At 36.6% G+C, this 18379-nt stretch carries 14 protein-coding genes, 1 other RNA gene and 1 other annotated feature; of the genes, 2 read left to right on the top strand and 13 right to left on the bottom strand.

Going from position 1 to position 18379, the window contains the following annotated elements; translation table 11 throughout:
• Nucleotide 1: 1 nt before the first annotated feature.
• On the bottom strand, nt 2-1816 hold the full coding sequence (gene dnaX, locus AAG186_RS00075) for a DNA polymerase III subunit gamma/tau (protein ID WP_342621689.1): 1815 nt from the start codon (nt 1814-1816) through the stop codon (nt 2-4).
• 88 nt (nt 1817-1904) lie between these two features.
• Here dnaX and AAG186_RS00070 point away from each other — a divergent pair, with 88 nt between their 5' ends.
• Nucleotides 1905-2528, top strand: a complete 624-nt coding sequence (locus AAG186_RS00070; protein WP_003774146.1) for a sortase — start codon at nt 1905-1907, stop codon at nt 2526-2528.
• A 54-nt stretch (nt 2529-2582) separates the two neighbouring features.
• On the opposite strand, the gene tadA is transcribed toward AAG186_RS00070, so the two are convergent.
• Together tadA and ffs are read right to left on the bottom strand one after the other, a co-directional pair.
• Nucleotides 2583-3482 carry a tRNA adenosine(34) deaminase TadA gene (tadA, locus tag AAG186_RS00065; RefSeq protein ID WP_342622098.1) on the bottom strand — a complete coding sequence of 300 codons (900 nt, stop codon included), beginning with the start codon at nt 3480-3482 and terminating at the stop codon, nt 2583-2585.
• 21 nt (nt 3483-3503) lie between these two features.
• Nucleotides 3504-3591: signal recognition particle sRNA small type (gene ffs / locus AAG186_RS00060), an RNA gene on the bottom strand.
• 98 nt (nt 3592-3689) lie between these two features.
• Between ffs and AAG186_RS00055 the strand changes: the two genes are divergently transcribed.
• Entirely contained in the window at nt 3690-4478 is a 789-nt protein-coding gene (locus tag AAG186_RS00055; RefSeq protein WP_342621685.1) for an HAD family hydrolase, read from the top strand.
• 11 nt (nt 4479-4489) lie between these two features.
• Here AAG186_RS00055 and serS read toward each other — a convergent pair whose 3' ends face one another.
• The 10 genes from serS to dnaA all read right to left on the bottom strand — a co-directional run bounded on the left by serS (nt 4490) and on the right by dnaA (nt 18325).
• Nucleotides 4490-5776, bottom strand: a complete 1287-nt coding sequence (serS, locus tag AAG186_RS00050; protein ID WP_342621683.1) for a serine--tRNA ligase — start codon at nt 5774-5776, stop codon at nt 4490-4492.
• Between the two features lie 34 nt (nt 5777-5810).
• Nucleotides 5811-5998: a binding site (T-box leader), on the bottom strand.
• Nucleotides 5999-6075: 77 nt separating this feature from the next.
• Nucleotides 6076-8586 (bottom strand): DNA gyrase subunit A, encoded by a 2511-nt coding sequence (gyrA, locus tag AAG186_RS00045; RefSeq protein WP_200548984.1) that lies wholly within the window; start codon nt 8584-8586, stop codon nt 6076-6078.
• A gap of 9 nt (nt 8587-8595) precedes the next feature.
• Nucleotides 8596-10515: a DNA topoisomerase (ATP-hydrolyzing) subunit B gene (gyrB, locus tag AAG186_RS00040; protein WP_161636894.1), complete on the bottom strand. Its 1920-nt coding sequence runs from the start codon at nt 10513-10515 to the stop codon at nt 8596-8598.
• The gene (recF, locus tag AAG186_RS00035; RefSeq protein ID WP_342621681.1) at nt 10515-11600 is read right to left on the bottom strand and encodes a DNA replication/repair protein RecF; all 1086 of its coding nucleotides are present in this window, start codon (nt 11598-11600) and stop codon (nt 10515-10517) included. Before recF ends, gyrB begins: the two co-directional genes overlap by 1 nt.
• On the bottom strand, nt 11590-11811 hold the full coding sequence (locus AAG186_RS00030) for an RNA-binding S4 domain-containing protein (RefSeq protein ID WP_342621679.1): 222 nt from the start codon (nt 11809-11811) through the stop codon (nt 11590-11592). The genes recF and AAG186_RS00030 overlap by 11 nt, the downstream gene beginning before the upstream one ends.
• A gap of 128 nt (nt 11812-11939) precedes the next feature.
• Nucleotides 11940-13796 carry a fructose-specific PTS transporter subunit EIIC gene (locus AAG186_RS00025; RefSeq protein WP_342621677.1) on the bottom strand — a complete coding sequence of 619 codons (1857 nt, stop codon included), beginning with the start codon at nt 13794-13796 and terminating at the stop codon, nt 11940-11942.
• A gap of 4 nt (nt 13797-13800) precedes the next feature.
• Nucleotides 13801-14724 carry a 1-phosphofructokinase family hexose kinase gene (locus tag AAG186_RS00020; RefSeq protein ID WP_161636891.1) on the bottom strand — a complete coding sequence of 308 codons (924 nt, stop codon included), beginning with the start codon at nt 14722-14724 and terminating at the stop codon, nt 13801-13803.
• A 102-nt stretch (nt 14725-14826) separates the two neighbouring features.
• The gene (locus AAG186_RS00015) at nt 14827-15576 is read right to left on the bottom strand and encodes a DeoR/GlpR family DNA-binding transcription regulator (RefSeq protein WP_161636890.1); all 750 of its coding nucleotides are present in this window, start codon (nt 15574-15576) and stop codon (nt 14827-14829) included.
• Between the two features lie 5 nt (nt 15577-15581).
• Nucleotides 15582-16700: a DNA polymerase III subunit beta gene (gene dnaN / locus AAG186_RS00010; RefSeq protein ID WP_161636889.1), complete on the bottom strand. Its 1119-nt coding sequence runs from the start codon at nt 16698-16700 to the stop codon at nt 15582-15584.
• A gap of 263 nt (nt 16701-16963) precedes the next feature.
• A complete protein-coding gene (gene dnaA / locus AAG186_RS00005) occupies nt 16964-18325 on the bottom strand; it encodes a chromosomal replication initiator protein DnaA (RefSeq protein WP_161636888.1) in 1362 nt (453 codons plus the stop codon).
• Nucleotides 18326-18379 lie beyond the last annotated feature (54 nt).

The following is an 18379-nucleotide window of genomic DNA, read 5'->3' as shown; positions in this document are numbered from 1 at the left end:
CTCACGATTCTATAATCTCTACGATTCCCCCAAACAGTTCTTTTACTTTTTCTAAACTTTCATCTTTTTGTTCAACTTCATCTTCTTGAGATTGATCGTTAAACGGTTTTGCTTCTATTGGTTCTGGTAAATTGTTGTTCTTTGAAAGATCTAGAAATTTAGAAACAGCTTCTGCGTACATTTCTTGTGTAATGGCTAAAATTTGCTTTGATCCACCAAAAAGAACTTTTGAAAAATGATATAGTTCGCTTTGATTTCGTATTTCTGCCACTTCTCGAACCGCTGCGTCATTGACGAGTGCAATAACAACAAAGAAATTACTGCTTAATACCAGTTTCCCACCACTTATGAGTCTACTTGCGCGTGCCCACGTTAAATCAACCTTATAGCGATCAATTGCTTGATATGAGGCATCGTCTTGGATACGAATTGCTTTATCAGCCGTTACCATATACTGAACAACTTCATCTACTGTTAGAAGTGCATCCGGCTGGTTATTTGGATCTGTAATAAAGACTTCTGTATCAATTTGAATTTCTTCTTCAATAATCTCATCTTCAATCATTTCTTCCGGATTATTTGTTTCGAAAATAATTGGTTCATGAGTCGACTCGTTTGACTTAGGAACATCGTTGTGTGATGTCTTTCTCTGCTTATTACCATGTTCTAATCGATAGATTTCTTCAGCTGTCATTGCTTCTTGGCTTTGTTGATTCAAATTCACATTATTTTTTTTATGATTAAATGAATTAAAAACATCCACCATAGCGACTTCAAAATATGTTGATTGATTTTGAGAAAATTTCATTTTATCCATATAACCTAATAGTTTGTCAATCACTTGCAATCGTTCTTGAACCTGTAACGACTTCGCAAGATATTGGATAAACATTAAACTATTCTCGTTGACAAGCGTTTCAGAATTTGTATGTGAATAGATAATTGAATCTTTTAATCCACTAATGAGATCCATCATCAAGCGATCAATATTAACACTCTTCTCACTCATCATTGCAATTTGATTCACAAGCGTTTCCATATTTTGTTCCTGAATGCTATTGAATAAACGAATCTTATCTTGGTCTGTAATGATACCATTGGTATCATAAATTTGTGCTACCGTAATCTGATCATCTGCGAGAACAATTGCTTGTTCTAGAATCGTTAATGCATTTCTTAAACCACCGCCAGATAAACTTGCAATAAGTTTCGAAACTCCTTGTTCAGCTTCTACATCTTCTTTTTCAAGGACATAATCCAATCGCTTCGCAATATCCACTTCGCCAATACGATTAAAATCGTAGCGTTGACAGCGCGAAATTATTGTAGGCAACACTTTATGTATTTCTGTTGTCGCTAATATAAATACAACATGACTTGGTGGCTCTTCTAATGTCTTAAGAAGTGCATTAAAAGCACCTTGTGAAAGCATATGAACCTCATCGATGATGTAGACTTTATATTTTCCGAGAATCGGTGTATATTTCACTTTTTCAATAAGACCACGAATCTCATCAACACCATTGTTACTTGCGGCATCAATTTCAATGAGATCTGGATGCGTTCCATCCGCTACAGCCTTACAATTGTCACAAGTTCCACAAATTACTTGATCAGGATTCTCACAATTGACTGCCCGCGCAAATAATTTCGCTATCGATGTTTTTCCTGTTCCACGTGGACCACAAAAAAGATATGCATGTGATATCTTATCTTTAGTAATTGAATTTTTTAAAACATGAACGACATGTTCTTGCCCCACAACTTCGTCAAGATGTGAAGGTCTATATTTACGATATAACGATTGATACGACATATTATCACCTTTATCTCATTATATCATGGAGGACCTTATATTGATATTCTGTTTTACAATCTATATAATGTATTTAAGGTGGATGACTATGGAAAACAATACTAAGAAAAAGAAAAAATTTAATTTATTTGGTTTTTTAGGAATCATGATGATCCTCGCTGGATTAGGAATAATCATTTACGATGTCGGTTCTTCTTACCTTGAACGCGAAGCGCTCAAACGAGAATTACAAGACTTTCTAAATGCTCCCCTACCTCAAGATGATTCTGATGGTCCTTCAAAACAAGAGACGGATAAATGGGGCTCGATCGAGATTGAAAAACTTGATATCAACCATTTGATTGTGAAATCAGACGACTGGGGTTATCTCAACCGTTATGTTGTAGCTTGGAATCGTTCAATTGATCCGCCTGGAGAAGGAAACTTCTCGATAGCAGGACATAATGGACGTTGTGCAAGCTGTGTCTTCCGTGATTTCGAAAAAATCGAAAAAGGCGATACAATTAAATTGCATCGAAAAGAAGATAATACAACTTATATCTATAAAGTCTATGACAACTTTGAAGTACCTTATACGGATACTTCTGTACTGAATGACGATGAATCACGTGGTGCAACACTTACACTTGTGACTTGTACCGAAGCGAACGATTACAGCGTTAACCGTACAATAATCAAAGCAGAGCTTGAAAGCTCTGAACCAACTCGTTAAACATATAAAAACACCGTTTCCTGGAACTGAACTAGGTCAGTTCCCTAGTTCCCCTTATTGAATCGGTGTTTTTATATGTTTAATCATTTTAATATGGGAAATACCTACTTCTTCAAATATTTCCCCAGTTATTTCAAATCCTTGTCTCTTATATACGTTCATTGCACTCAGTTGTGCGTTCAATTCAATTTTATCAATCCCATTGTTTTCTGCTTGGATAATTGCATAGCGAACTAGTTTGGAAGCAATTTTTTTATTACGATATGGTTTTAGAACTGCGAGTCTTCCAATTTTCATTGTTCCATCAGAGCAATATAATCGCATTGTACCGATAACGTGATTCTGTTGCATTGCAACTACATGACTAACTTGTTGATGGTCAAGGATGTCAAGTTCATCATATTCTTCTGAAGGGTCAATATTTTGCTCATCTACAAATACTTTTTTACGGACATCAAGATAGCTTTCAAACATAGATTCATCTACCTTTTTAATTTTCACTTGTTTATTTCGTTGCTGTTTAAAGAAATCCAACATCAGTTGTTTGGTTTTATCTCCTTGTATTCCCGCAATCACTTCTGGATAGTGGTTATAGCCCTCTATCTTCGTAAAATCGATTACCGACCCTAAACAACCACTTTTAGGTTCTTTTGATCCGTAAACAACGGTACTTACCCTTGATTGCATAATGGCTCCTGTACACATTGCACAGGGTTCCAGTGTTACATATAAAGTGCAACCTTCTAAATTCCAAGAACCAAGTGTTTCTCCTGCCTGATCCATCGCAATAATTTCCGCATGTCCAGAAGGTTGGTGTTGCGTTTCTCGAACATTATGACCTCGTCCAATGATTTGATTGTTGTAGACAACGACAGCACCAACAGGAACTTCTTCTTTATCATAAGCTTGAAGTGCTTCTTGATATGCCGCATCCATATATTTGTTATGTTCGATAGTAACGCCCCCTTATATACAAAAAGAGCCACAACACACATAAGAGCTAATGTAAGGCTGCTGCATTCCTGCCCTGACCTGGTTAACTAGATTATGTTGTTGTAGCATAGTTATTATACCAAAACTGTCTTAAAAAGCAACCTCTTAAACGACTAATTTAAATGTTCCACGTGAAACATTATGGTATAATTTCAATGGAGGTTTCTTATGATTAAATTAATAGCAACTGATATGGATCACACGCTTTTAGATGATGATTCAAATCTTCCTTGTAATTTTGAAGAGGTGCTTGCGGAGCTCAAGAACAACAACATCCATATGGTACTTGCAAGTGGTCGCACCCTCTTTAGCATTAAGAAGAAGGCCCATGATTATATCGATGATCTTTCGTTTGTTTCTGATAATGGTGCGATCGTTGAACATCAGGGTAAGATACTTTATCAATCTGTCTTTTCAAAACGCGATATTAAGACCGTTACCGAGGTTTTTAGACAATGCAAAGAAACATCGATTATCGCTTCCGGTATTGATTGCGCCTATGTCGAACTTGGTGATCCAGTCCACGAACAATATCTTGAAGAGTATTATCCTGGTTTTGTTATCGTTGATGACTTAACAGACGTTGATCTTAATTTCGTTAAAATAACTGCATGCAGTCTTCATCACACCGTTTCTAATTTCCAAGAGATCGTACAATCAGCTCTAAACGGAACCTTTAATGCCGTTACAGCTGGCGCGGTGTGGATCGATGTTATGCACTCTGATGTTAATAAAGGACAAGGAATCCAGCACCTTCTACAAACGCTTAATATCGATGCTGCGGACATTGTTACGTTTGGTGACTATCACAACGACATCCAGATGTTAAAGCTCGCTGGACGCTCGTATGCCGTTTCTAACGCACACGAAGATGTGAAGCAAATCGTTACTGAGGTAATTGATTCAAATAACAATAATGCGGTAATGAATCAAATTCAAAAATTAATCACTAAATAAAAAAATAGAGCCTATTGATTCGGCTCTATTTTTTTCTTAAATCCCATATAGGGTTGTAATGCTTCTGGTATAAGTACGCTTCCGTCTGCTTGAAGATTGTTTTCTAAAAAGGCGATAAGCATTCGTGGTGGTGCTACTACCGTATTGTTTAAGGTATGTGCGTAAACACGTCCTTCTGGTGTGTCAATACGTATTTTTAATCGACGCGCTTGTGCATCTGTTAAATTTGAGCAACTTCCAACTTCAAAATATTTTTTCTGTCTAGGACTCCATGCTTCTACATCAACACTCTTGTTTTTTAAATCGGCAAGGTCTCCGGAACAACATTCGAGTACACGTACTGGAATATCAAGGGTTCTAAAGAAATCTACTGAATTATGATAAAGTTCTTCAAAGAGTGCTGCACTATCATTTGGATGACAAACGACTACCATTTCTTGTTTCTCAAATTGGTGTATACGGTATACACCGCGTTCTTCAATACCGTGCGCGCCCACTTCTTTTCGGAAACATGGTGAGTAGCTGGTAAGTTTGTGTGGTAGCGTTTCTCCATCAATAATTGTATCGATATACTTACCTATCATTGAGTGTTCACTCGTACCGATAAGATAAAGGTCTTCACCTTCAATTTTATACATCATGTTTTCCATCTCTTCAAAACTCATAACACCACTAACAACGTCACGATGAATCATAAATGGAGGGATTACATAGTCATATCCACGATCAATCATGAAATCACGGGCATAAGTTGTCACCGCTGAATGAAGTCTCGCAATGTCTTTTTGTAAATAGTAGAATCCTGCTCCAGCAACCTTACGTGCGGCATCAAGATCAATTCCACCAAATGACTCCATAATATCCGTATGGTAAGGAACATCGAAGCCTTTATCGATAATTTCACCTACAGTATAACGTTCTACATTTTCGCTATCATCTTTTCCGATAGGAACATCATCCGCAATAATATTAGGGATTTCCATCATCAAACCTTTAATTTTTTCAAATAGAGGTTCTTCTCTCTCTTCGATTTCTTTTAGTTCAAGGGCGAAGGCCTGTACCTGTTCCTTTACAGCATTTGCTTCTTCAATCTTCTTTTGTCCCATAAGTTGGCCGATTTGCTTACTTAAAGCATTACGTTGCCCTCTTAATTCATCCGCACGTGTTTTAATACCGCGGTATTCGATATCCAAAGCAATGATTTTATCTACCATATCTTCCTTATGATCTTGGAATTTCTTCTTAAGGTTGTCCTTAATAAGCTCAGGATTCGTTCTAAATAGATTAATATCTAACATATTTTTCTCCTTTTGAAAATAAAAAAAACACCTCTTAAGGGACGTATGTACGTGGTGCCACCCTTTTTCATATGTTCCACGTGGAACATACCTTTAACAGATAACGGTTGTCTTCCGAAATTAATCTCTCCAGGGTGGAACTATAGCGTTTTATAATGATTTTCACCAAACATCATCTCTCTTAAATAAAACAGTTATATTATTCCCTTTCAACGAGTTTAAGTAAATTATAGCGATTATCATATTTTAAGTCAAATAGAATCGAAAGAAAAAAAGCAAGGATTTTATCCTTGCTTTGCTTATTCGGTTATTTCTATTTCTTTGTTTTCAATTTGTACTTCCGGTTCGTTCGTTTGATCGTCTTCGGGTTCCTCATCAACTGTCGGTTGTAGAATTGCTACTTGAGAAACAGAATCCGATTCACCAACGTTAATCAATCTTACACCAATTGTTGAACGGCCATAGATTCCGATATTGCTAATCTCTGTTCGAATAACAGTACCCTCGTTTGATATAATTAATGCTTCTTCATCACCGTTAACTGCACGTAATGAAACAAGTTCGCCGTTTTTCTCAGTAATATTTACTGTTTTAACACCTTTAGCACCACGTTTCGTACGGCGGTATTCCGAAATGTCTGTACGTTTACCGTATCCCTTTTCAGTTACCGCTAAAATATATTGACCTTCACGATCCGTCGCAATCCCTACAACTTCACCTTCATCAACATTGAATCCAATAACACCTGACGCTGTACGTCCCATTGAACGAACCTCATTCTCATCGAATCGAACAGCTTTACCGTTGCTTCCTCCGATAATGATTTCGTTGTCCCCGTTAGTCATACGAACACCTACGAGTTCATCATCTTCTCGTAACGTAATTGCAATTTTACCGTTTTGACGGATCGATTCAAATTCTTGAACTTCAACTCGTTTCACTATACCTTGCTTTGTAACGAAGAATGCATATCTCGATTCATCATCTTTGGCAACTTTCACGAGCGTTTTAACGGTTTCGCCTTCTGCAAGATTCAATAAGTTTACAACAGGTATCCCCTTTGATGTTCGGCTTGAAGACGGTACATTAAATCCACGAATACGGTACACTTTACCAAGGTTTGTAAAGAGTAGTAGATAGTCATGCGTCGACATTGCAATGAATTGATCCACTGTATCTTCATCATAAGTACTAATACCACGTACACCTTTCCCACCACGGTTTTGTGTGTTGAATGAATCAACTGTTGTTCGCTTGATATAACCATTCATAGTCATCGTAACAACAATATCTTCCACCGGAATTAAATCTTCATCCAACATGTCAATATCCGCTTCTACGATTTCTGAACGGCGATCATCACCGAATTTTGTTTTAATTTCGGTCAATTCGTCTTTAATAATGGTAAGTAAGCGATCATGGTTCGCTAAAATGTCTTTTAAATCAATAATTAGAATTGTTAATTCATTAAATTCGCTCTCGACTTTATCACGTTGTAACCCAGTTAAACGACGTAATTGCATATCTAATACCGCTTTAGACTGGATCTCTGTTAAGTCAAATGCTTCATTAAGTCGGGTAATCGCCTCCGGATCGTCTTTAGATGATCGAATAATTGAGATTACTTCATCGATATGATCAAGTGCAATCATCAACCCTTGAAGAATATGTGCCCGATCTTCGGCTTTCTTCAATTCAAATTGTGTTCTACGTGTAACGATTTCAATTTGATGGTCGCGATAATGACTTAATACCTGTAATAGATTTAAGAGCTCGGGACGGCCATTCACCAACGCAAGCATATTTACCCCAAAAGATGATTGGAGGGCAGTAAGACGATAAAGTTGATTTAAGACAACCTCTGCTTGAACTTCTCTTCGTAATTCAACAACAATACGAATTCCTTCACGGTTTGATTCATCTCTTAAATCGGTAATTCCGTCAATTTCTTTATCACGAACAAGAGTAGCAATTTTTTCAACTAATGTGGCTTTATTTACTTGATATGGAATTTCAGAAATAACAATACGTGGCTTCCCGTTTTTCATTTCTTCGATATCCACTTTAGCCCGCATAACTACAGAACCGCGTCCTGTTTCAAATGCTGACTTAATACCACTACGACCTAATAGGAGCGCACCTGTTGGGAAGTCGGGTCCGAAAATGTATTCATCCATTAATTCTTTAATTGTAATATCTGGATTATCGATAAGTGCAATCGTTGCGTCAATAACTTCGCCAAGATTATGAGGAGGGATGTTTGTTGCCATACCAACCGCAATTCCGGTTCCACCATTAACGAGAACGTTTGGGAAACGTGACGGAAGCACTGCAGGTTCGCGTTCTTCACCGTCGTAGTTATCAATGAAATCAACGGTGTTTTTATTGATATCACGAATTAATTCCATCGAAATTTTAGACATACGCGCTTCGGTATAACGCATCGCAGCTGCACCGTCGCCATCGATTGATCCAAAGTTTCCGTGACCATCAATCAACATATAGCGGTATGAAAACTCTTGAGCCATACGTACCATTGAATCATACACAGCCGTATCCCCATGCGGGTGATACTTACCAATTACTTCACCAACAATACGTGCTGACTTTTTATAAGGTTTATCACTCGTCATACCAAGATCATTCATTGCGTATAAGATTCGACGATGAACGGGTTTTAGACCATCACGGACATCTGGCAACGCACGTGAAACAATAACCGACATGGCATAGGAGACGAATGATTTTTTCATTTCTTCAGAAATATTACGTTGTTTTATTTTGTCATAACTTTGTGTATTATCTTCCATTGTGTCCTCCTAAATATCCAAATCAGCATATTCAGCGTTCGTCTGAATAAATTCACGACGCGGTGCCACTTCATCACCCATTAAGGTTTCAAAAATAACATCGGCTTCCATTGCATCATCAATTGTAACTTGTATTAATGTACGTGTTTCTGGATCCATGGTTGTATCCCATAACTGCTCCGGATTCATTTCCCCAAGACCTTTGTATCGTTGTACGTTAAATCGGTCTCCAAATTCGACCTTTAGTTCATCCAACTCCTCTTCCTCATAGGCATAAGCAATCTTATTTCCACGAGAAATCTTATAAAGTGGTGGTTGCGCGATATAGACGAATCCATTTTCAATGAGCGGTCTTAAGAATCGGTAGAAGAATGTTAATAATAACGTTCTAATATGTGCACCATCGACGTCCGCATCAGTCATAATAATAATTTTATGGTAACGTAATTTTTCGATGTCCATTTCATCTGATACACCCGTACCAAATGCTGTAATCATCATACGAATTTCATTGTTATCAAATATTTTATGTAGGCGTGCTTTTTCTACGTTAATAACTTTACCTCGAAGCGGTAGAATCGCTTGGAATTTGCTGTCGCGGCCTTGTTTAGCACTACCACCCGCAGAATCCCCCTCGACGATATAAATTTCGCACTCAGATGGATTACGATTTGAACAGTCCGCAAGTTTTCCAGGTAAAGAAGAAACTTCAAGAGCCCCTTTTCGACGTGTTAACTCACGCGCCTTACGAGCAGCAACACGCGCTTTCGATGCGATTGCAGCCTTATCTACGATGATTTTAGCGTCATCCGGATGTTCCATCAAGAAACGTTCTAATTGCTCACCAAAGACACTAGAAACAATCTTACGCACTTCACTATTCCCGAGTTTAGTTTTAGTTTGTCCTTCATATTGAGGATCAGGATGTTTTACAGAAATAATTGCGGTGAGTCCTTCACGAACATCGTCCCCTAAAAATCCATCATCATCCTTTTTAAGTAGATTGTGATCTTTTGCATAATTATTAATTACACGTGTTAATGCGAGTTTAAACCCATCTTCATGGGTTCCACCTTCATGTGTATTAATATTATTACAGAATGAATAAATGTTTGGCGTAAAACCATCATTATATTGCATTGATACTTCAACGAGTATTCCTTCTTCTTCTCCTTCACAATAAACAATCTCTTCATGTATTGGAGATTTATTCGCATTCATATACTGAACATATTCACGGAGCCCATCTTCGTAAATAAATTCCAGATGTCTTGTTTCTTCAGGTTCACGTTCATCTTGGAAAACAAGTTTAATTCCCTTATTTAAAAATGCAATTTGACGTAAACGATCACGTAAAATATCATGTGAGAATTCAGTTGTTTCCGTAAAAATAGTAGGATCAGCCTTAAATCGAACCGTTGTTCCTTTTTTATCTGTTTTACCAACTTCTTTAAGTGGTATTGCTACTTTTCCACCTTCTTCAAAACGAAGATAGTATTCTGTACCATCCAAATAAATTTTAACTTCCAACCATTCTGACAACGCATTAACAACAGAAGCCCCAACACCGTGAAGACCTCCCGATACTTTATACGCACCACCACCGAATTTTCCTCCGGCATGGAGTACTGTAAAGATCGTCTCAGCTGTTGAAACGCCTGTCTTCGCATGAATTCCAATTGGAATCCCACGACCATTATCTGATACAGAAATTACATTATCTTTATCGACATTCACAACAATTTCTGTCGCAAATCCAGCTAAAGCTTCATCAATCCCATTATCTACAATTTCCCAAACCAAATGATGTAAACCACGGGATGAAGTTGTACCAATATACATCCCAGGTCGTTTACGTACCGCTTCCAATCCTTCAAGAACTTGAATATCGGAAGACGTATATGAATGATCTACTTTTGTATTCGACATTAAATAACCTCCTCTACATTACCACTAACAACTTTAAAGACCGTCTTATCGCGTTTGGATTTAATATAATCTAAATCTGTAGTAGTAATAAATACTTGCATTTCTTCGTGTAACACGTTTAGAACACGCTCACGTCTGACATTATCCAATTCAGAAAACAAATCATCTAAACACAAAATTGGATAAGTTTTACGACTTTGAAAAATCAATTCCACAATCGCAAGTTTAAAAGCAATTATAAGCATTCGCTTTTGTCCCTGAGATGATACATTCACAACAGGAATATCATTTATCATAAAAATAAAATCATCGCGGTGAATTCCATTCTGTGTGACTTTAAAATCACAGTCACGTTGGAATGAATCTTGCATCTTTGATAATAATTGCACCTTCAAATCCCCTTCGAGTGTAATCGGTGCTTTATAATGTAGAACGATATGATCATCAGAATCACTGAGTAGATGATAATAGTGATTAATGATTGGATTGAGCGCTTGAACAAATTTTGCTCTCAGTTCAATAATCAAAATAGACGCATCCACTAATTTTTCCGTTAAAATTTCTAGATAATCTCGATCAACATTTTTATTTTTCAAGTACGCATTGCGTTCTGATAGTAACTTATTCGACAAACTTAATTGATTGAGATACCGCTTTGACATTTTCCCCAATTCAAAGTCAATTTCTCTTCGTCTTTTTCTCGGACTATTAGAATAAAAGTTAATATCCTCAGGATTAAACAGCACAACATTACAACGACCGATAAACTCGGTCATTTTTTTTAATGGTTGTTGGTTTACTTGAAGATACTTTCCAGCAGTACTGAGTACTACCTTAAGGTTTTGAGTATTATTCTGATCCTCAATATCGGCAATAACACTTAAAAATTCCTTACCGTATTGAATGAGATATTCATCCGAATTAACACGAAAGGATCGCCCTGAAGAAAGATAGACAAGCGACTCGATAATATTCGTCTTCCCCTGACCATTATCCCCTACAAAAACATTTATGTTTTTGTTAAATGATAGATTGAGATTCGAAATATTTCGAAATTGCCTTAATTCAAGATTTTTAACCTTCATGTTCTGTTGTGATTTCGTGTTTATTACCGTTAATTACAACAACATCTCCAGGATACAACTTTCTACCGCGTCGGTTCTCTTCTTCACCGTTTACTTGAATCGAAAACGTATGAATGAGGTGTTTCGCTTCTCCACCTGAATTAACATAATCCGCCACTTTTAGAAATTGCCCTAAAGTGATATATTGAGTCTCTTTTTTCATAGCAACCATCCTTTTTATTACCTTATTATTATACTATAAAAACGAATTAAAATCATCTTTTTACGGCTCATATAACGCACAAAAAACCACATTCTTTAAACCAAATGTGGTTTCATGATAATTGTGTTAAAAAAGAACTAATTACGCTTTAAAATACCCATTAAAAGCCCACTAACAATCGAACCAATAATGATAAATAGAATATATAAGAGTGGTTGACTCACAAGAAGAATCACAAAGAGACCTCCATGTGGTGCGTTAACGGTAATATTAAATGCTAATGACAAGGCTCCTGTCAAGGCAGAACCCACAACGAAACTTGGAATAACACGAAGAGGATCACTGGATGCAAATGGAATCGCTCCCTCAGTAATGAACGAAGCACCTAAAATTAAGTTTGTCATACCAGCTTGACGTTCTTCATCTTTAAATTTGTGTTTAAAGAACAGTGTAGCAACAAAAACAGCAAGTGGTGGAACCATCCCTGCTGCCATAACAGCAGCCATAACAGCGCTACCTTGCCCTGCGGCAGTTGCAGCTAACGTACCCGTTCCAAACACATAAGCAGCTTTATTAATTGGCCCACCAAGGTCTACAGCCATCATACCACCTAATAATGCACCTAACAGTATTGCATTGGTACCTGATAAACCATTTAAGAAGCCATTCATCGCCTCATTTACGGACTTCATCGGTATATTAATTAAAACCATTAATAAACCGGTCACAAGTACACCTAAAACGGGATACAAGAGGATTGTCTTAATACCATCAAGACTTTGTGGAAGCGTTGCAAGGAGTTTTTTAATCATGTTCATTGCATAACCCGCTAAGAAACCACCAATTAGTGCCCCTAAAAATCCTGCTCCACCTGCCGAAGCAATACCTCCAGTAACAAACCCTACAACAAGTCCTGGACGATCAGCGATACTGTAAGCAATATAACCAGCGAGTACAGGCAACATAAATCCAAATGCTTGCCCACCAATATCTTTTAAAATCGCTGGAAATGCGTTATATGAACCAAGCTGTCCTAATTCTGTAGTTGGAACTCCCATCAATTGGTCAAGCATAAATGCAATCGCAATTAGAATACCGCCCCCTACAACAAATGGGAGCATGTGTGATACACCATTTAAGAGATGTTTATACAGATTACTGCCTTCATTTTCCTCACTCGATGTTACAGAAGATGATGACGTATAGATTTCCGATTCTGTTAATGCTTTATCAATAAGAGAATCGGGATGACTGATTGCGGAAGCAACCGGAACTTTGATTAATTTTTTTCCGTTAAAGCGATTCATCTCTACATTAATATCTGCGGCAACAATAACTGCATCAGCATTATTAATATCACTTTGTGTCAAACGATTTCCTACACCCGAAGAACCGTTTGTTTCGACTTTAATTGCGATTCCTTTGTTTTGAGCTGTTTCTTGAAGCTTTTCTGCTGCCATATACGTATGTGCAATCCCTGTTGCACATGCTGTTACCGCAACTACAAAAGATTCACTCTTATCATTATTCTCTTTTTCTTCTTGATCAACATCAAAAGCCGCCACAAGTTCATCATACGTTGAAGCAGTTTTTAATGCTTCTTGAACTTCTGATTTCATGAGTAAACCTGATAATGTAGATAAAATAGCTAAATGATCATCCCCAGAATTTTCTGGAGTTGCAATCATAAAGAACAAGTGGGCTGGCTCACCATCCATAGAATCAAAATCGATGCCCTTATCACTTCGACCAAAGACGACAACAGATTCTGATACGACTGAACTTCGACCATGAGGGATTGCAATACCATCTCCAACACCCGTTGTACTAATGGCTTCGCGTTCTTTAAGTGTTTCGATAAACGACAGTTCATTTGAAACAATTCCCTCTTTGCTTAGTTTTCGAGTCATTTCAGATAGGACTTCTTCCTTAGATGATGCATTTAATTCGAAAATAACAAGATTTGGTTTTAAAACTTGAGTTATATTTTTCATATTATTAATCGATCCTTTCGATAATTATTTTTTCATTTAATTCAGATATTGATGTCGCTGATGCAAGATGGTCCGAAAATGCAGTTGCACTTCCCGCAGCACACGCTAACTGATACGATTCAAGTAATGAATATTTATTTACATAACCATAAATAAATGCAGCAACCATAGAATCTCCAGCACCTACAGAATCCACTAAGACACCTTCCGGCGCGTAAGCTCGATAACATGCATCTTCAGTTATCAATAGAGATCCCTGTGATCCAAGTGAGACAATGATATTACGAGCCCCCCTTTCAATAAGTATTTTTGACTCACTTATTAAACGTTCTAATGATAAATCGTTTTCTTCGATGCCAAGAATAGCACGAATTTCATCCTGATTCGGTTTGATAAGAAGCGGATGATAAGCGATCATATCGATGAGTTTATCGGAACTGACATCTACTGCAAAGGGAATATTTTGTTTATTCAATGCCTCACAAACTGAGACATACCAGTCGTAAGACATGCCCGATGCAACACTTCCTGTTAAGACTACAAAATCATTCGGAGTAAGTGTCGTGATAAATGTGGAAAGTTCTTCAATTAAAGCGTCATCAATCGGATGACCACTACCATTAATTTCAGTCTCACCTTTATAATCGAGTTTAATATTTATGCGGGTTGGATTGTTTGCGTCCATAAACCCATCAACAAGCAGAGGATATTTTTTCAATTCTTCACGAACATGATTCCCTGTAAAACCTCCAAGAAAACCAATACATGTAGAAGATTGTCCCAGATTGTTTAAAACAATACCAACATTAATCCCTTTTCCACCAATACGTATCTGTTCTTCTTGAGAACGATTGGTAACGCCAAGTGATAACGTTTTAGGTGTCATTAGGTAATCAATCGAAGGGTTAAGTGTAACGATATAAATCATATTAATTTCCTCCTAAATATAGAATAACACAATATGTAAGTGGTTTCAAACATTATTTATCATATAATATCATTTATATTCAAGTTATAAAAAAAGGTGAACTTAGTGTTCACCTTGTATTTTAATATCATAATTTTTATATGCTTCGCCTGGATCTTTATCCGTAATGAGCAATCCATCATCTGATAACGCAAAACTCACACTGGAGCGCTTATTAAATTTAGAGCTATCCCCAATAAAGAATACCTGCGATGATTGCGCAACAATCGTAGATTTTGTTACTGCTTCCATTTCATCCGGTGTGGAAAAACCAAAATCTGCATCCAAAGCATTAAATCCGATAAAGGATTGATCAAAATTCATTTGCTTTAGATATTGGGTACTTAATCCACCCACTGCTGCACGAGTTGTCGGCTTCACAAATCCACCGATAACATAGCACTCAATACCAAATTGAACTAACGCGTCAACATGATGCAATCCATGTGTATACACAGTAACATGCTTATCTTTAAGATACGGTATCATCCGCGAAACAGATGTTCCTGCATCAAGATACACGACGCTATTCGGCTTAACCAACGCTGCAGCTGTTTTAGCGAGTTGGTCTTTGATTTCTGAATTCACATCATTTCGAGTATGTAATTCAACATCATTTGAATAATCACGAATTGTGATGGATGTCGCACCACCATGTACTTTATGAACTAACCCTTTTTCATCCAACTCATTAATATCTCGACGAACGGTTATTTCGGAAACATCCACAAGTTGTGCAAGCTCTTCAACTTTAGCAAATTGATGCAAATCAATATAGTGGATAAGTTGTAAATGTCTTTGATTCTTTAACATAATCGTTAATCAAATGTTCTTACAGGTAAAACAAGTTGGACAATTGAATCGTCTTCTGGGTTTTTAAGAATAAACGCTTGCATTTCTCCCACAAATAAAATCTTAACGATATCTGTTTTAAATGATTTAAGGGCTTCAATCATATAACGTCCACTGAATGAGATTTTTAAGTTACCACCAATATAATCAATCGGTCTTAAAATTTCCTCTGAACTACCAATTTCTTGTGACTTAGAACTAATTAGGACACCATCATTGGATGCCTCCAATTTAACAGTCCAATATCCATCACTCTTTAAGAAAGAGGATCGATCGATTGCACTGATCATATCGTGACTGTTTACTGTGAGTTCAAAACCATATTCCGAAGGAATTAATCGATTAACATCGGGGAATAATCCATCAATTAAACGGGATTGAATTAACGTTGAATCGACATAGAATTGAACAAGTTTATCAGAAACAGCAATATGCACATCTTTATTATCACTAATCGTTTTTGCTACTTCATAAAGGTTAACTGCTGGAATACATATATTAAAATCCATTGGTGTAGGAAGTTCAATTGATTTTTTGGCTAATCGATAACTATCCGTAGCAACACAATTCATAACATTCCCATCTGCTTTAAAATTTACTCCAGTAAATATTGGACGATCTTCACTTGTCGAACAAACAAAAGCAGTTTGTTGAATTACTTCAGAAAGTTTAAAGCCTGGCATCTTAAATTCTTTTGTTGGTTTTGTAAAATCAATTGTTGGATAAAGTTCTGCTTTACTACCATTGATGTTGTATTCTGCTTTATTTCCACTAATACGTGTTAAAGCACCATCAATGATTTCAAAGTCGATAAAATCGCTATCAAGTTTTCGAACTGCTTCAAGAATATAACGAGATTCTAAAACAACTTCCCCTTCTTCATATACGTTCAATTTATTTTCGTCATTCGCATAAAGAACTTCTTTAATTGAAATATTAGAATCACTTGCAATTAATGTTAGAGCATCATCTCTTAATTCAAATTTAATTCCTGAAAGAATTGGTAATGGTGAATGTGTAGATGCTGCACGTCCTACAGAGGACAATGCTTTATAAAATGATTGTTTCTTTATATTGAACTTCATATAACCCTCCAAATGATAAACACTATTGTATTAATTATATCATATTATGTACTTTTTATTATATTCTTTTTTATAAAAATAAATGGATCACTGCGAGAACTTTTAAGTAAATTATTCTCCAAGGCGATATGTTTATTAGTATTAAATAATTAATTAGTATTACTAGGGCCTGTGGATAAGTGTATAACTTGTATAAAACACTCTAAACAAGCGACAATACTTACGAAAAACGGTGTTATTAAAGTGTGGATAACTGTTGATAACTATTTAATTTTGGCTTCAAGTTCATAAACAGCACGAGCCAGCATTTGGTCCGTTTTAAGTTTCTTTTCAATCTTGTCACAAGCACTAATAATTGTAGAGTGATCACGTTTTCCAAAATCCTCACCAATTTTATTGTAAGGCAAATCAAGATGCTTACGACATAAGTAGATTGCAATGTGTCGGGCATTTGCAATTGCTTTGGTTCGAGCCTTTGAAACAAGCTGAGCTTGGGTTAACCCATAGTAATCTGCAACAATCCGTTTAATGGTCTTTGTATCCAATTCATTTGTTTTAATAGGTTCCCCATTTGTTTTAAAGGCGTTCATTGCGATGTTAATGTCAATATGGTCATTTTGAGAAAACTCAATCGAGAAAAAGAGCAGTCGATTTAAGGCACCTTCTAGCATACGGACATCTTTAGAAAAATTAGAGGCGATGTAGCTTAAAACATCTTCATCAAATAATCCTGGATCAACACTTTTATGTTTGATTTTCAATTCAAGAATGGCAAGTGAGGTCTCAAATTCCGGGGAATCAACACCGACCGAAAGACCTGAAGAAAATCGACTGATTAAGCGGTCTTCTAGACCTTTTATCTCGGTAGGAAGGCGGTCACTTGTAATAACAATTTGTTTCTTATTGTAAATAAGTTCATTAAAGATATGAAAGAAGATCTCATGAGATTTTTCTTTACCTGCGAGGAACTGGATATCATCAATAAGTAAGACATCGAGATTATACATTTGTTCTTTAAAGTCTTCAATCGTGCGATTCTGTATTGAATTAGCAACTTGTCTAACGAAATCTGAACTAGACGTATAAAGGACACGTGCATCTGGATTTAATTTTTTGATGTAATTTCCAATTGCATTTAAAAGATGTGTTTTTCCTAGACCGGAGTTTCCATAAATGAATAGGGGCGTATAAAATTGTCCAGGGCGATACGCACACCCTAATGCTGCAGAATGGCTTTCTTTATTGCTTGGACCAACGACAAAATTATCAAAAGTTTGATTTGGGGCAATGCCATCATTGCGAACAACGACTGGAATTTGAGGTTGAACAGGAACTTGAACGGCGATATTTTTCTTGAATTCATTTTCAAGCAGAACCTCACACACCATAGATGTTTTATCTAAAATTTGATTAATAACATCATTTAAAAAAGGAATTTCTTCAGAAAGAATTACTTTTTGGAGATAGGTTGGGACCACAATAATCGCTTTTGTCTCATCCAACGCAGCAAGGTTTGTATCTTCGATGTAAGTATTATAAATGGGCTCATCGAAATGATTGCTTTCCTTGATCGCAAGCTTTACTTTTCCCCACACATCTTCTAAATAAAATTTCATAGTTGTCATATTCAAATACCCCTTTGCAAGTTCTATAATATCAAATTTAGAATACAATTCCAT

Origin of the sequence: Erysipelothrix sp. P66 (genome assembly GCF_038682365.1) — a bacterium.
Taxonomy (GTDB): Bacteria; Bacillota_I; Bacilli_A; order Erysipelotrichales; family Erysipelotrichaceae; genus Erysipelothrix; species Erysipelothrix piscisicarius.
Note: the sequence above shows the minus strand (reverse complement) of the source record. Positions and strands in the feature narration are given on the sequence as shown.

What these genes read in the sequence shown, in the direction of transcription:
- dnaX (WP_342621689.1), bottom strand. Translation starts at nt 1,816, where the DNA reads ATGTCGTATCAATCGTTATATCGTAAATATAGACCTTCACATCTTGAC.
- AAG186_RS00070 (WP_003774146.1), top strand. Translation starts at nt 1,905, where the DNA reads ATGGAAAACAATACTAAGAAAAAGAAAAAATTTAATTTATTTGGTTTT.
- AAG186_RS00055 (WP_342621685.1), top strand. Translation starts at nt 3,690, where the DNA reads ATGATTAAATTAATAGCAACTGATATGGATCACACGCTTTTAGATGAT.
- serS (WP_342621683.1), bottom strand. Translation starts at nt 5,776, where the DNA reads ATGTTAGATATTAATCTATTTAGAACGAATCCTGAGCTTATTAAGGAC.
- gyrA (WP_200548984.1), bottom strand. Translation starts at nt 8,586, where the DNA reads ATGGAAGATAATACACAAAGTTATGACAAAATAAAACAACGTAATATT.
- gyrB (WP_161636894.1), bottom strand. Translation starts at nt 10,515, where the DNA reads ATGTCGAATACAAAAGTAGATCATTCATATACGTCTTCCGATATTCAA.
- recF (WP_342621681.1), bottom strand. Translation starts at nt 11,600, where the DNA reads ATGAAGGTTAAAAATCTTGAATTAAGGCAATTTCGAAATATTTCGAAT.
- AAG186_RS00030 (WP_342621679.1), bottom strand. Translation starts at nt 11,811, where the DNA reads ATGGTTGCTATGAAAAAAGAGACTCAATATATCACTTTAGGGCAATTT.
- AAG186_RS00025 (WP_342621677.1), bottom strand. Translation starts at nt 13,796, where the DNA reads ATGAAAAATATAACTCAAGTTTTAAAACCAAATCTTGTTATTTTCGAA.
- AAG186_RS00020 (WP_161636891.1), bottom strand. Translation starts at nt 14,724, where the DNA reads ATGATTTATATCGTTACACTTAACCCTTCGATTGATTACCTAATGACA.
- AAG186_RS00015 (WP_161636890.1), bottom strand. Translation starts at nt 15,576, where the DNA reads ATGTTAAAGAATCAAAGACATTTACAACTTATCCACTATATTGATTTG.
- dnaN (WP_161636889.1), bottom strand. Translation starts at nt 16,700, where the DNA reads ATGAAGTTCAATATAAAGAAACAATCATTTTATAAAGCATTGTCCTCT.
- dnaA (WP_161636888.1), bottom strand. Translation starts at nt 18,325, where the DNA reads ATGACAACTATGAAATTTTATTTAGAAGATGTGTGGGGAAAAGTAAAG.